Origin of the sequence: Metabacillus herbersteinensis (assembly GCF_042433335.1) — a bacterium.
Classification (GTDB): Bacteria; Bacillota; Bacilli; order Bacillales; family Bacillaceae; genus Metabacillus; species Metabacillus herbersteinensis.
Genome location: NZ_JBHLVO010000004.1, coordinates 281,977 through 295,597 on the forward strand (window position 1 = coordinate 281,977; position 13,621 = coordinate 295,597).

A 13,621-nucleotide genomic window follows, 5' to 3' on the forward strand; every position below is an offset into this window, starting at 1 on the left:
GGCGTTTGCGCTTTTTTTACTTTCTTTTCCGATTTAGTCGATGTAATAAGAGCCTTATTTGTTACTTAGAGTGACCCTTGACAAAATAAAAAATCCCCACTAAAGATCGAGTAGGGAGATAATTATAGTACAGGTAAAAAATGGTTGAACTCATCATAAAACAAATTCCGATGATTTCCTTATTGAAACTGGAACTAATTATTTTTTTTCTCTTTAAAGTAATACTCTTTCGCCATTTTATAAAGTGCAATTAATCCTAAAAGGAAACCAACTGTAATACCGCTGATCGCAATGAATAGAGAAATGTATTCAAATACAGAGTACTGTAGTAACTTACTCCAATCGATATTTCCCTTCCAATCTTCAACCACTAAATTCATTCCGTAAATACCTGATATCACTGTGTAAATCGTTAAGATAAGTAACAACTGGTTTTTTCGCTTATCAATGAGCCTCTCTTGATTTTGATATAACCTATTTAATGTATTTTTAACTTCATCAAAAAGAGGTTCAATTTTAAACGTTTGCTTTAAACAATTGGAAATTTCTTGACCTTCTGTTCTGCTACTTATTTCAAAGAAAATAAACTTTGCTGAAAAATTTGTAATCGATCGAATTAAGTCTTCGATTTTTTGCTCTTTCCGATCGATGTCAAGTTTTGAATAATCATAAGAGAGCTTGAGTAAAACAATTTTATAAAATAAATGTAAAAGTAAATTGTAATAGTGAGGTCCATACATATTATTTAGCAACTGTTTAGAGTTCTTTTCATCTTTTGACACACAAGTGAATGTGTGATCACTTGTCACGTAATATGTATTAGGGGCCCAGCGATCATATGAATGATTTTTTATATGCTCACTAATATAATCTGGATTACTAGCAGAAATGTATTCATTTCCGCTGTCATCATAAGAATTTAGATGAGAAACCTTAAATAATTGGTATTCATCAATCGTAGTAGAATTCGGCTGTAATAAATACCCTGACACGAACATACGTTCATCGACGAAGTAAGGAAGACTTCCGTTGGTTGTATTTCGCTCATCGTCGTTTAAATAAGGAATGATACCAGGGCAAAGCTCATCTAATATGAATTTCTTCATTTCACTAAACGTTTTTTCATTATAAGTAAGAATTGTCCCTTTTTGATCAGTTATTTTAGGCGCTAATACTCGAAAGTGATTCATAAAATCTAAGGCAACAAGATATGGAATGTTAGCTGGTAGTTCAGTACGGACTGTAATCAAGCCAATGTTAAAAGGACAAATTATCAAATCAATAGAAAGGATAGAAAATGGAATCGTATGTACGGGCGTGATTAATGTACACTGATTAGATATCATTTTAGAAAATCTATTTAGAGAAAATGCATGAAATGAGTCTTGAAAAAGTATATTTTCAATATACGGAAGGAAATAATGCTCATTATCGCTATGTGGAACATTTGTTCTTGTTCCGTAAAATTCTGACTCATGGTCACTATTTTTCAACGAAAAGAACTTAAATCCCTCTTTTTCTAAATTAAATGATAGTTCTTCATGATTGAACCCTATTAATGAAATAGGAAAAACAAACTGACAAACACCTCTTATTAAAGTAGATTGATTATCTTCCATAGTTTTCCCTCTTTTTAGAAAATAGTTATTAAGAGTTATACCCGTTAGTCATGCATTCAAACTTAGAAAGCATTTTTTTCTAGAAAGGGTGAGTGACTAAGAAAAAATTTATACAAAAAAAGCTTGCCATGTGAATGACAAGCAACTATTAATGTATAGAACGATAAACGCCGACAACTTTCCCTAAGATTGAAACATTACGAAGAATTATTGGCTCCATTGTTGAGTTTTCAGGTTGTAGTCGAATAAAATCGCGCTCTTTAAAGAATCTTTTTACTGTCGCTTCATCATCTTCTGTCATTGCAACAACTATATCCCCATTATTTGCAGTCTGTTGCTGCCTTACAATAACCATGTCTCCATCTAATATACCAGCTTCAATCATACTTTCTCCCATGATTTCAAGCATAAAGATTTGTTCATCGGCACTTGCAAAGCTTTCAGGAAGAGGAAAATATTCCTCCACGTTTTCAATTGCAGTAATAGGTAAACCAGCTGTTACCTTTCCGATTATAGGTACGTTTATAACCTTGCTTTTTGGAATATGACTCAATTGATCGTCTTCTAGAATCTCAATTGCTCTTGGTTTAGTAGGGTCGCGGCGAATAAGTCCTTTACTTTCAAGTCTAGCAAGGTGACCATGAACAGTAGAGCTAGAAGCAAGGCCGACCGCTTCCCCTATTTCACGAACGGAAGGTGGATATCCTTTTTTCTGAACCTCATCTTTAATGAAGTTTAATATATCTTGCTGTCTTTTTGATAGTTTTATCATTTGCACACCTCGGTTTCAAGTAATTTATGTAGATTATAGCATGATTTTCCTCAATATACAAACATAAGTTCGAATAAAACAGTTGACTAGAACAATCGTTCGTATTATACTGATCTTATAAGTTACGAACAAACATTCTGTATGAGGTGAAATTAATGAAAAGAGAATCATTGTCTTATATACTATCATTTTTTGTAGTAATCATAGTATTTGCATTTGCGATTACATATACCGGGAAGGAAGACACACTTGAAAACTTTCATCAAGTTGAAATTGAAGAGGGGGAGAGTTTGTGGAGCATCGCAGAAAAATATGAAGAGCATGCTTCAATCCCTAAACAAGAATTTGTAAAATGGATCCAAGATAAAAATAATTTAGCCACTTCAGTTATTAAACCAGGTGAAGTTGTGTTCGTTCCAATTGATAAAAAACAGTTTTTTAATAACTTAGCGAGCGATGAATAAGCATCATGAGTAATAAAAAATTAACAGCTGTTATATATTGTCGAGTTAGCACAAAAAAAGAATCTCAGGAGACTTCCTTAGAGAGACAGAAAGAAGAACTCTTAAAGCTGGCCCAAGATTATAACCTTTCGATTGCTGATATTATTTCTGAGCAAGCAAGCGGATACGAGATAGAGCGCGAAGGGATCTTTCAATTGTTAGATATAATCAAAGAGAAAACGGTAGACTTTGTTCTAGTTCAAGATGAAACTAGGCTAGGCAGAGGTAATGCGCGTGTAGCAATTATTCACTTCATACTCAAAGAAAATGTTAAGATCTATACGATTACCCACCAGGGAAAAATGGAGCTTTCAGAGGCCGATTCAATGGTTTTAGAAATTGTTAGTATAGTAGAAGAATATCAACGAAAAATACATAATATGAAAATTAAAAGAGGAATGAGACGTGCTGTCGAAAAGGGATACAAACCACATAAAAATATTCAAAATCAGCATTTAGGAACTGGAAAAGAACGGATAGAGGTTCCAATTTCTGAGATTATTCGATTAAGGCAAAACAAATTAACTTTTTCAGAAATAGCTGCAACTCTTCGTGGCTTTGGCTATCATGTATCAAAAGCAACCGTTCATAGAAGGTACAAAGAATACAGACTATCAAACGAAGACGAAACGGAATAGTTGTATTTTTAAAGTGATTTTAGTAACATGGCAATGTATTAAGGAAAGGAGTACCATCATATGTTGCCTAAAGAAAAGTTTGATCGTATAAATGAGTTATCTCGTAAATCAAAAGAAACTGGTTTAACTGAAGCTGAACAGAATGAACAACAAGATCTTCGACAACAATATTTACAAGTTTTTCGTAAATCCATGCAGAATACGATTAAAGGTGTTACTGTAATTGATCCAAAAGGAAATGATGTGACACCGCAGAAGTTGAAAGATGAAAAGAAACGAAATTTACATTAACAATAGGGATACGTCTTTTTGATGTATTCCTTTTTTTGTACATACTATTGGTACCAGGGCCCATAAGGGATGTGCTTGAATTTCATTTCTATTAAATGGGTTTTTTTCAATAGGAAATAGTTGTGCATTGTTCGATGTATCGCTATTATTAAAAAGTAGGAAGCAGTTATGAACTGAAAGGATGATTTATTTATGGAACATACGATTGAATCACTCTCATTAGCAACAATACGTACTTTATCAATTGATGCAATTGAAAAAGCAAATTCAGGACATCCAGGAATGCCAATGGGTGCAGCGCCAATGGCATACACTTTATGGACAAAATATATGAATCAAAACCCGGAAAACCCAAACTGGTTTAACCGAGATCGTTTCGTTTTATCTGCAGGACACGGTTCTATGCTTTTATACAGTATGCTTCATTTATCTGGTTATGATGTGTCAATGGATGATTTAAAGTCATTTAGACAATGGGGAAGTATAACTCCAGGACATCCTGAATACGGCCATACACCGGGTGTAGATGCTACAACAGGTCCACTTGGACAAGGAGTTGCTATGGCAGTAGGTATGGCGATGGCAGAGCGTCATTTAGCTAGTACATATAATAGAGAAGCGTTCAAAGTTGTTGATCACTTTACATATGCAATTTGTGGTGATGGAGATTTAATGGAAGGTGTTTCTGCAGAGGCGGCATCACTTGCTGCACACTTAAAACTAGGACGACTTGTTGTATTATATGATTCTAACGATATTTCCCTTGATGGAGATCTAAATCGTTCTTTTTCTGAAAATGTAGAAGATCGTTTCAAAGCAATCGGATGGCAAGTTATACGAGTAGAAGATGGTAATAACATTGAAGAAATATCTAATGCCATTAAGCTTGCAAAGCAAAACGAAGATCAACCAACACTTATTGAAGTTAAAACCACCATTGGATTTGGTTCACCGAATCGGTCTGGTACATCAGATGTTCATGGTGCCCCACTAGGACTTGACGAAATAAAATTAACGAAGGAAGCTTATTTATGGACGTTTGAACAAGACTTCCACGTTCCTTCTGAAGTGTATGATCACTTCAACGACAGCATCAAAGAAGCAGGGAAGAATAAAGAAGATGAATGGAATGCACTATATGATAAATATGAAAAAGAATATCCAGAATTAGCAAAAACACTAACTCAAGCAATTCAAGGTGAACTTCCTGAGAACTGGGATAAAGACATTCCTGTGTACGAGGAAGGGAAGAGTCTAGCATCTCGTGCATCATCTGGAGAAGCACTTAACGCAATCGCTCAAAACTTACCTTCATTCTTTGGGGGATCTGCTGATTTAGCCGGTTCAAACAAGACATCGATAAAAGGTTCCGAAGATTATACAGCAAAAGATTATAGTGGCCGGAATATCTGGTTCGGTGTTCGAGAATTTGCAATGGGTGCAGCATTAAATGGAATGGCATTACATGGTGGACTTCACGTCTTTGGTGGGACATTCTTTGTTTTCTCAGATTACTTACGTCCTGCAATTCGTTTAGCTGCGTTAATGAACTTACCCGTTACTTATGTATTTACACATGACAGCATTGCAGTTGGAGAAGATGGTCCAACCCATGAACCAGTTGAACAGCTACCTTCCTTACGAGCAATGCCAAATTTATCAGTAATTAGACCCGCAGATGGAAATGAAACTGCAGCAGCTTGGAAAGTTGCACTAGAATCAAGAAAGACTCCAACTGCACTTATATTAACTCGTCAAAACTTAAAAACGATTAAAAACACAGATAAAACAGCATATGAGGGTGTTTCGAAAGGAGCTTACGTTATATCTCCAGCAGAAAAAGAAACTCCTGATGCATTATTACTAGCTACTGGATCAGAAGTTGGTTTAGCTGTTGATGCTCAACAAGTGTTAGAAAAAGAAGGAATTCATGTATCTGTAGTAAGTATGCCAGCTTGGAATCTATTCGAAGCGCAATCTGATGAATACAAGTTATCAGTACTTCCTAAAGAAGTGAGAAAACGCCTTGCAATTGAAATGGCAACTCCACTAGGTTGGGAGCGTTATTCTGGAGATGAAGGTGAAATTCTTGCGATCAATACGTTTGGGGCGTCAGCGCCTGGTGAAAGAGTAATGGCTGAATATGGATTTACTGTTGAGAATGTTGTTGCTAGAGTTAAGGCATTAATCAATAAATAAGTAAAAATGAGACAAGGGGCATCTTTCCTTGTCTTTTACTTTGATCACCAATAATACGATAGTGGTTCTGATTCCACACAAAAATGTACTACAATTTAGTAGGATTCTTTCTGCTAATGGAAATTCGACAAAAGTAGTGTCTTCTTGCAACGCCATCAGACAAATCTTGCTGTTCACTTCATTTATAATAAAAAGAAATTGTCATTGTTATAAGGGGTGAAATGGTGAGACACTACTGTATTTATTTAATAGAAGAAGAATTTGCAAGTCATTACTTTGGTAGGGAATCAAAAATGTATCACCTTTTTCAAGACTACCAGTGGACAAGATCTCAGACAAAACACTTTAACCTAATTCAAAAGCAAGTTTCATATATTACAAAACCTATACCAACATTGTTTATTCATCAATTAATTGCAACACATTTAGCTAAGCGGACTGATTACCAACAAACACATGAGATACATAAAATTGAATTGAAAGCGAATAGAGGGAGTGCCACTCTAATTGTTAAAGATCGACATTTAGAGTTAACTTCAAATGGTAGCTATGAGGCGGAGACTATTTTCTTTGAGGTACTTAGAAAGTTTGATCCTTGTTTTTTAGCAATGGATTTTCTAGCAGAAAGATATGGATGGTTAAATCCGATAAAAGAAAGAAATTTTGTCTGAAATGCGGATTTTATCAAGCAAATGTTGTATAATTTCATATGGTTTAGTACACTGTAAATTAGACAGCACGAAGGAGGAAAAATAATGGATTTATGGGTTGTTATTCTAGTAGGCGTTCTAGCACTACTTGCTGGAGTTGCACTAGGATTTTTCATTGCGCGTAAATATATGATGACATATTTAAAGAAAAATCCGCCAATCAATGAACAAATGCTAAAAATGATGATGATGCAAATGGGTATGAAGCCTTCTCAAAAGAAAATAAACCAAATGCTAAAATCAATGAACGGACAAATGAAATAAAGCACTTGGTTAAACCCTTGATAAGACAGGCTTTTATCATAAGTTGGAAGTAATATTTGTAGAAAGTTTACCTAGTCAATAACGCTGGTGGTTAATCTTTCACAGCAATTTGTACAAATATTACTTAATCCTTCTATTTTCTAACTCAAAATCACTTTTTCTGTTGAAAGATTAACAGAAGAGGTGATTTTTTTATTGGGATTAGAAGATGTATTAAACGAATATCTCTATCACTGTTTAGCAAGAGGATACACACCTAAGACCATGTTGAATAAGCGTCAAGAGTACAAACACTTAATACTATATCTAAAGGAAAAACGAGCAATCACTGAACTTGAAAGTATCAGTGTTCATGATCTAAAAGCCTACATTAGAGGGAAACAAAAAGCAGGTTTACAGCCACAAAGTATTGTCTCCATGTATAAAACGATTTCAGCATTTTTCAACTGGTGCGTAGAAGAAGAATATTTGAAAGAAAACTTAATGAAAAAGTAGAAACTCCAAAAGTTCCTAAGAAGATATTGAAAGGTTTTACAAATAGGGAAGTTCAAGGAATGATTGAATCCTTTACCTATAAAAATTATTTAGAGTGCCGTAATAAAGCAATCTTAGCCATGTTAGCTGACTGTGGACTTCGTGCAATGGAGATCAGAACGTTGACCATAGAAAATATTAAAGAAACTTCAATTCTATTCAATGGTAAGGGAAATAAAGAAAGAATTATTTTTATTAGTCCAGTATTGAAGAAAATTCTTATCAAATATGACCGTATGAGAAAACAATTTACCGCCGATAGAGACGTTACAGACAATTACTTCTTAACGTATATGGGTACTGGTTTGTCTCATGTAGCATTGTTTAATGTCATTAAAGAAGCAGGTAAACGAGCAGGTGTTGAAGAGAAAAGAGTATCTCCGCATACTTTTCGTCATTATTTTTCAGTTCAATGTATTTTAAATGGTATCGACATATACACATTATCTAAGCTTCTCGGACATTCTGAAATTTCAACTACACAGCGATATTTACAATCCTTAGAGGATTTTGAATTAATATTGAAAGCAATGCCTTCTAGTCCATTAATGAACATTGGGAGGAAATAAACATGACTAATGAAAACCAATATCAAATGTGGCTTGAATTAATTATTGAAGCCAAAAAAATTGGATTATATATAGAGGATTTTGACCAGTTTCTGAATAGTAAAAGGAGTCTTTAAACATTAACTTACAAACGAAAAAAGAGCAGCTACGCCAATAGCTACTCCCAACGCATATTCATACTACATTCGCTATGTATAGTTTACACGATTTTGAAAAAATGGACAAGTGTAAGCTTATTTGAATATGCCTTCAAATCAATAATGGAGGCTTTTAATAATGGAAACAGCAAACTATGCCGCAATGAAACAATACCAATCATTTAACGCTATAGAAGAGATGAATACTTCTATTCGTGAATTTCTATATAACTACAGTCACGAAATTCCGAAATCAGCAGTGGAATGCATCAAGGTTCTATCCAGATATGCCTGTAAAATCATTGGGGTAGCATGGATTAAGATTGATACCCTTGCTACCATATTAAGTGTGTCTAGATCAACTGTAGAACGTGCTTTGAGGCTCTTAAAGAAGCATGGCATCATTCAGTCTATACCTACTTTTAGAAAGGGAAAAGGAGGTAATGGATGTAACGTATATATCATTAAAAAATTACACGATCTAAAAGAATTACCCTCTAACGACGTACCGAATGAAGTAGGGAAAATGAAGGGGCGGACAAGTATCACAAATCTAGATAACTCCAAGGCTGACTCCGTAAAATTGCAGAGTGAAACTGAGTCTATAAAAGCTACACTCTCTAGAAGAATTAATAAACCTAATAACGTAAATGAACCGTCACTAAATGACCTAGACAACTCTTTCACGCCTGGTAATGTTCAAAATGAGTTTATTCAAGCAACTAAACCATTTTTGAACGCAATAGACACATTTAAATTATGGAGTAGGGTTCTTATAGCCTATAGAAAAGTAAGCCTTGAGAAACCGTTATATGAGGTTATAGACTGTGCTATTTCAGCATTTAAGCAGTCTGTATTTGCTAAGAAGGTTGGCAGAATTAAGTCAACCTTTGAGGGTTACTTTTACACCATTTGCTATGCTAATTTGGTTGTTGAGAAGAGAAGGGAATGTAAGCATCTGCTGTATGATTTCTTGAAATAAAAAACCACCTATAAATAGGCGGTCATAAAGTTAAGGAAGGTTTATACAGCTAGATTGATATGTGATATTCGAAGGTTCTTACTAGAATTTTGTAAGGAGAAAGGGAGAATTAATATTTAACGCCTATAAATTTTAGTGTATGTTTTTCCCCAACAACTTTCATTATTAATTTTACTTGAGCAACAGCGTCCAGAATACCATTAGCATTAATAAGAAGTTCACGTTGAAATTCATCAGAGTCAATAGTAAAGACATATTGTTTCATGAATACACCTCTTTGGAAAAATATTGTAATTTCATCATACGTTAGAAAACACAATTAATTCCATTTAGATGTTAGATTGTATTCCTTTGTTTTTATGTCGAAAATAGAAAAGTGTAAGAAAATCTTCAATATGGGCTTCTTATGTGTTGTTAGTTAATGGTGTGTTAGGGAGGATAATACCAAGTCAATATATACAAAAATCGGCAGAGTACTCCCTTTCTTTTTATATCAAGTTAGCTGATTTTTTTGAGAGAGTAGGTTGGCTAGCTTTTCTTTTTAAAAATTTAAAATGAGTTTACCCATTGAAATCATATCAGTCAAATTAAGAAATGTCAAATTTAATTTGTAATCAGCATCCAGTGGATAGAGTTATCAATTGGGTTTTGATTAGATCTTAAATCTGTGACGTTGCAGATGAGGAAATATACGGAAAACCTTCAATCAGTGAAGAGTCAAGTGGATATTTCTGCTTGGCTTTTTACTTTAAAATTTGAAAGGGAGATGTAATTAATGAGTTACAGAGATGATTCAATTACTGAATTACCAAAGTATGAAGATGTTAAACATGAAATGTTACCACTTAAAGGATTTAGCAACTATGCTATTCATCCATACTTAGGGAAAATTTATAACAAGAAATCTAATAAATGGATGCTCGTGAATGCTTCTGGTGTAGGAGATCGAGGCTACCTACTTACAAAGCTTAAGCAAGATTCAGGTAAAGTAGTGTCAGTTTACGAGCACGAGGCTGTGTATGCTGCTGTATGGGGAGATGAACCGAAGAGCTGGAGAAAGTATGGTGTGAAGCTTGAGATTGATCATCGAGATAAGAACGTGAAAAATAATAATATCGAAAACCTCTCTTTAGGTACATCCTCTGATAATAAAAAAAATCGAAGCTACGACATTATTAAAAATCCACTTACATTTGAAAATGCAGAAATTGTTAGAGAAGAGTTTGAAAAATGGATAGGTTCTAAGATTGTATTTTATGAGATGATGGCCGGACGTTTTAATGTTGGTAAGCGTACGATTCAAAATTATTTACTAGGAATTCATTATAAGGTAAATACCAATGAAGGATAATCTTAAGCAATCTGATACGATTAAGGCTGGTAACGTAATTGTAAATAAGAATGCAAAGCCTAGATTACAATATAATATTGACTCATCCGGTGTAATATCAAATGTACATAGAGTTTATTAATACATAAAAGTGTGAACAATATTACTGAGGTGATATTGATTGAAATGGTTTAAAATTACATCATCGTTGCTTTTAGTTTTGCTGTTTACTGCTTGTAATAATAACGACGAAGATATCACAACTAATACAGATAAAGAAGTATCAGATGAAGTTGAATCAACGGATGGAGAATTAGAATCAGACCCAAGCAATACAATAGCTGATTAAAGACACTCTTTTAGGGTGTCTTTTTGGATAAATTCTAAATTTTACTTAACTCGATTAGTCCCTTCTTCCTACTTTCTCTATGCCTATTCTTGTCAAATATGGTAGAATAATAGGGAGAATTAGGGGGAATAATAACTATGCATTCAATTGGTATAAGAGTTTTTGCTCAAAAAGATAAACTGGGAAAGATATATTATGCAGTTGTTAAGGAAGATGACGAAGATGGAACTCTTGAGCTAGTAAAATCTTCGTATTTAAATATTCCGGTAGCACTAGCAGTTCCAGAGCAACTCGCATTTATCAGAACAAATTTTTTAGCTATAATAACTCAGTATGATATTAAAAGGGCAGGTTTAAGAATTACAGAGGCTATTGCTAAAAACCCAATTGTTTATAGAATGAATATAGAAGGTGTATTGCAGGAATTATTTGCTAACAGTTCTATTGAAAAATATGGTTTAATTAATATTGCAAAAATGTCGAGTGCGTTATCAGAACCTAAAGGGGATATTAAAAGATATATCGACAAGGAAGAAACTTTGGAAGGATTCGATAAAGAAGAATGGGAATCTTTTAAGACAGAGGAACGAGAGTGTATCCTAACTTCAATAACGATGTTGTTTCAAGGAGGGTGCAATAAGTGATAGTAACTAACACATTACTTCAATTACAGATCCAAGAGGAAATTGGCCATGAAGGAAGAAATTCTAAAGTCAATAAGGCTTACGATCCTCAACTTGCTACAATGTTTGTTGTGAAAAAAATTCCCAAGTCTGATTTTTCTAGCGTTAATGAATTCTTTATTGAGGCTCAAATGCTATATGCAGTTCAACATCCTAATATAATGGGAATAAAGTATGCTACTCAAGATGAGCATTCAATTTATCTTGCTATGGATTACTTAAAAAAAGGATCTTTAAATGCTCTTTTAGAGGAAAGGTCATTGACAGTTAGAGAGATAATTAAGTACTCACTTGAGTTTTTGTCCGGCATTCATTTTATGCATACAAAAAATTTAGTTCATTTTGATATTAAACCAACTAATATTCTAATTAACGATGCTGATAAAGCAGTTGTTACAGATTTTGGACTTTCCAAGTATTTAAATGAACAAGGCTTTGCTTATCCTGAGAAGCTTTATGATTTAAACATTCCAATGGAAGCATTTGATAAAGCAGTTGGTTTTTCTTTATACACAGATATATATCAAGCAGGATTAACTATTTATCGCATGTGTAATGGTAATAATTTTTTACGGGAGCAATATAATAAATTTGAAATAAGTACTGGGGAAGATCTTTTAGAAATTTTAAAAAAGGAAAAATTCCCAAAAAAAGAAGCTTATTTACCACATATTCCGGTTAAACTAAGGAATATTATTAAAAAATCTTTAGCGATTGATCCTATAAAAAGGTATGAGACTATTCTTGATATGATAAATGAGATTAGTTTAATTGACGAATATTTAGATTGGTCATATAATGAAATTACGAACGAACATTCGGAGTTTGTAAAACAAAACGAAGATTCAACTAATACATTAAAGATTGTCTTAACAAAAAGTGATGAAAACGTATGGCTTACTGAAGGATTTAAAATTAAAAATTCAGATGGTAAACGTACTAAAGTAACGAAATGGAACTCTGATGGATATAATACTAAAGATGAAGCCTTTAAAGCCATTGAAAAACTTCTCAAAGCATAAATAAATGAAAGGAGGTTTGGTTATGGCTGCTAAATTTAATTTTAAGAAGTCAAAAAATAATCATAATCCCTTTCCTTTAGAAACATTGCACGAGAGATATTCTAAAGAAAAAGCATTAAACCCTCAAAGTAACTACACAGTTGAAAAAATAGACGCTAATTACTTTTCGTTTAAACCGATTGAACAAACAAAAGGAGATAATTAGTATTACTAGACCTTGCATTAATTGTGAGGTCTTTTATTTTGTCCAAATTCACCCACTTCTCACCTATCGTGAATAGAAAAAAGACAATCAGGTTGCTAAGTTGAGGTAGGGTTAGAGCGGCTTTTACGTTTCTTAGACCTGGTTCATCGTTTAGATCAAGAAGTATCTTTAATTGTAGTAAAGCGTGTTCAGTCTTCTTGTGGTATTCTCCAAAAATAATAAGGCAACGGTTGTATTTATGTAGAGCTTTTTCCATCATACTGTAAAATTGTAGGTAGTCTTTGTTCAATTCTTTTTTCATAATTATCTCCTGACCTAGGAATACAGGACAATTATAACAGGAGAGTTTTAACGAATTGTTAATTTATTGTGAAAAAAGGAATTTTTTCCTTTCTTATCGAAGTTTATAATAGATGAGAAAGGAGAGGGTAAGTTTAATGGGTAAAAATGAGTTGTTAGAAAAATTATCGATAAATAACGGTAGTACAATAATTATAGCTTTTAATACCTACTTCGATACTGAAAATGCTTATAATTCTGCAAAAGAGTTGGAGAAAGAAAATAAAATAGAAATTAAAGATATTGGCAAGACTGGACAACAATTATTTATTAAAGCAAAAGTTAAATAGAAATTCAGGTCATCCTTTATTGGGATGGCTTTTTTAATTGGTTTAAATTTAGGATGAAAAGAAAAAAGCACCCTATATAATAGAGTGCTCAGACTGTAGACAAACTCGATTTTATCGAGTTTGCCTACAGTCTTTTTTGTATTAAAATAGAAGTAATAAAAATCTTGAGGTGATGAATGATGCTC

At 33.4% G+C, this 13,621-nt stretch carries 19 protein-coding genes; 15 read left to right on the top strand and 4 right to left on the bottom strand.

The features are described 5' to 3' along the window. Positions 1 to 194 precede the first annotated feature (194 nt). Together ACFFIX_RS08235 and lexA are read right to left on the bottom strand one after the other, a co-directional pair. Positions 195 to 1,619, bottom strand: coding sequence for a magnesium transporter CorA family protein (locus tag ACFFIX_RS08235; protein WP_378932381.1), 1,425 nt, complete (start codon positions 1,617 to 1,619; stop codon positions 195 to 197). Between the two features lie 148 nt (positions 1,620 to 1,767). Continuing rightward, positions 1,768 to 2,391, bottom strand: a complete 624-nt coding sequence (gene lexA / locus ACFFIX_RS08240; protein ID WP_378932382.1) for a transcriptional repressor LexA — start codon at positions 2,389 to 2,391, stop codon at positions 1,768 to 1,770. Between the two features lie 155 nt (positions 2,392 to 2,546). On the opposite strand from lexA, the gene yneA reads away from it, so the two are divergent. From yneA to ACFFIX_RS08285, 9 genes are all read left to right on the top strand, one after another. Beyond that, the gene (yneA, locus tag ACFFIX_RS08245) at positions 2,547 to 2,855 is read left to right on the top strand and encodes a cell division suppressor protein YneA (protein WP_378932383.1); all 309 of its coding nucleotides are present in this window, start codon (positions 2,547 to 2,549) and stop codon (positions 2,853 to 2,855) included. A gap of 5 nt (positions 2,856 to 2,860) precedes the next feature. Continuing rightward, positions 2,861 to 3,532 carry a YneB family resolvase-like protein gene (locus ACFFIX_RS08250; RefSeq protein ID WP_378932384.1) on the top strand — a complete coding sequence of 224 codons (672 nt, stop codon included), beginning with the start codon at positions 2,861 to 2,863 and terminating at the stop codon, positions 3,530 to 3,532. Positions 3,533 to 3,592: 60 nt separating this feature from the next. Then, positions 3,593 to 3,823 (top strand): DUF896 domain-containing protein, encoded by a 231-nt coding sequence (locus ACFFIX_RS08255; RefSeq protein WP_378932385.1) that lies wholly within the window; start codon positions 3,593 to 3,595, stop codon positions 3,821 to 3,823. A 192-nt stretch (positions 3,824 to 4,015) separates the two neighbouring features. Beyond that, positions 4,016 to 6,022, top strand: a complete 2,007-nt coding sequence (gene tkt / locus ACFFIX_RS08260; RefSeq protein WP_378932386.1) for a transketolase — start codon at positions 4,016 to 4,018, stop codon at positions 6,020 to 6,022. A gap of 221 nt (positions 6,023 to 6,243) precedes the next feature. Beyond that, positions 6,244 to 6,693, top strand: a complete 450-nt coding sequence (gene sirA / locus ACFFIX_RS08265; RefSeq protein WP_378932388.1) for a sporulation inhibitor of replication protein SirA — start codon at positions 6,244 to 6,246, stop codon at positions 6,691 to 6,693. Positions 6,694 to 6,777: 84 nt separating this feature from the next. Further along, on the top strand, positions 6,778 to 6,996 hold the full coding sequence (locus ACFFIX_RS08270; RefSeq protein ID WP_378932390.1) for a YneF family protein: 219 nt from the start codon (positions 6,778 to 6,780) through the stop codon (positions 6,994 to 6,996). A 195-nt stretch (positions 6,997 to 7,191) separates the two neighbouring features. Further along, complete coding sequence (locus ACFFIX_RS08275) at positions 7,192 to 7,491, top strand: phage integrase SAM-like domain-containing protein (protein WP_378932392.1); 300 nt, start codon at positions 7,192 to 7,194, stop codon at positions 7,489 to 7,491. Between the two features lie 26 nt (positions 7,492 to 7,517). Continuing rightward, on the top strand, positions 7,518 to 8,099 hold the full coding sequence (locus tag ACFFIX_RS08280; RefSeq protein ID WP_378932394.1) for a tyrosine-type recombinase/integrase: 582 nt from the start codon (positions 7,518 to 7,520) through the stop codon (positions 8,097 to 8,099). Positions 8,100 to 8,375: 276 nt separating this feature from the next. Continuing rightward, entirely contained in the window at positions 8,376 to 9,218 is an 843-nt protein-coding gene (locus tag ACFFIX_RS08285; protein ID WP_378932396.1) for a hypothetical protein, read from the top strand. 109 nt (positions 9,219 to 9,327) lie between these two features. Here ACFFIX_RS08285 and ACFFIX_RS08290 read toward each other — a convergent pair whose 3' ends face one another. After that, positions 9,328 to 9,483 (bottom strand): hypothetical protein, encoded by a 156-nt coding sequence (locus ACFFIX_RS08290; RefSeq protein WP_378932398.1) that lies wholly within the window; start codon positions 9,481 to 9,483, stop codon positions 9,328 to 9,330. 510 nt (positions 9,484 to 9,993) lie between these two features. Here ACFFIX_RS08290 and ACFFIX_RS08295 point away from each other — a divergent pair. From ACFFIX_RS08295 to ACFFIX_RS08315, 5 genes are all read left to right on the top strand, one after another. Then, positions 9,994 to 10,569 (top strand): HNH endonuclease, encoded by a 576-nt coding sequence (locus ACFFIX_RS08295; RefSeq protein ID WP_378932399.1) that lies wholly within the window; start codon positions 9,994 to 9,996, stop codon positions 10,567 to 10,569. Between the two features lie 160 nt (positions 10,570 to 10,729). Then, positions 10,730 to 10,897: a hypothetical protein gene (locus tag ACFFIX_RS08300; protein WP_378932401.1), complete on the top strand. Its 168-nt coding sequence runs from the start codon at positions 10,730 to 10,732 to the stop codon at positions 10,895 to 10,897. A 137-nt stretch (positions 10,898 to 11,034) separates the two neighbouring features. Further along, on the top strand, positions 11,035 to 11,541 hold the full coding sequence (locus tag ACFFIX_RS08305) for a hypothetical protein (RefSeq protein WP_378932403.1): 507 nt from the start codon (positions 11,035 to 11,037) through the stop codon (positions 11,539 to 11,541). Beyond that, the gene (locus ACFFIX_RS08310; protein ID WP_378932404.1) at positions 11,538 to 12,602 is read left to right on the top strand and encodes a serine/threonine-protein kinase; all 1,065 of its coding nucleotides are present in this window, start codon (positions 11,538 to 11,540) and stop codon (positions 12,600 to 12,602) included. The genes ACFFIX_RS08305 and ACFFIX_RS08310 overlap by 4 nt, the downstream gene beginning before the upstream one ends. A gap of 22 nt (positions 12,603 to 12,624) precedes the next feature. Next, positions 12,625 to 12,807 (top strand): hypothetical protein, encoded by a 183-nt coding sequence (locus tag ACFFIX_RS08315; RefSeq protein ID WP_378932406.1) that lies wholly within the window; start codon positions 12,625 to 12,627, stop codon positions 12,805 to 12,807. Here the strand turns inward: ACFFIX_RS08315 and ACFFIX_RS08320 are convergent. After that, entirely contained in the window at positions 12,773 to 13,108 is a 336-nt protein-coding gene (locus ACFFIX_RS08320; protein ID WP_378932408.1) for a hypothetical protein, read from the bottom strand. The two genes, ACFFIX_RS08315 and ACFFIX_RS08320, sit on opposite strands and share 35 nt — an antisense overlap. 136 nt (positions 13,109 to 13,244) lie before the next feature. Between ACFFIX_RS08320 and ACFFIX_RS08325 the strand changes: the two genes are divergently transcribed. Then, positions 13,245 to 13,436, top strand: coding sequence for a hypothetical protein (locus tag ACFFIX_RS08325; protein WP_378932410.1), 192 nt, complete (start codon positions 13,245 to 13,247; stop codon positions 13,434 to 13,436). The last annotated feature ends 185 nt before the right edge of the window (positions 13,437 to 13,621 follow it).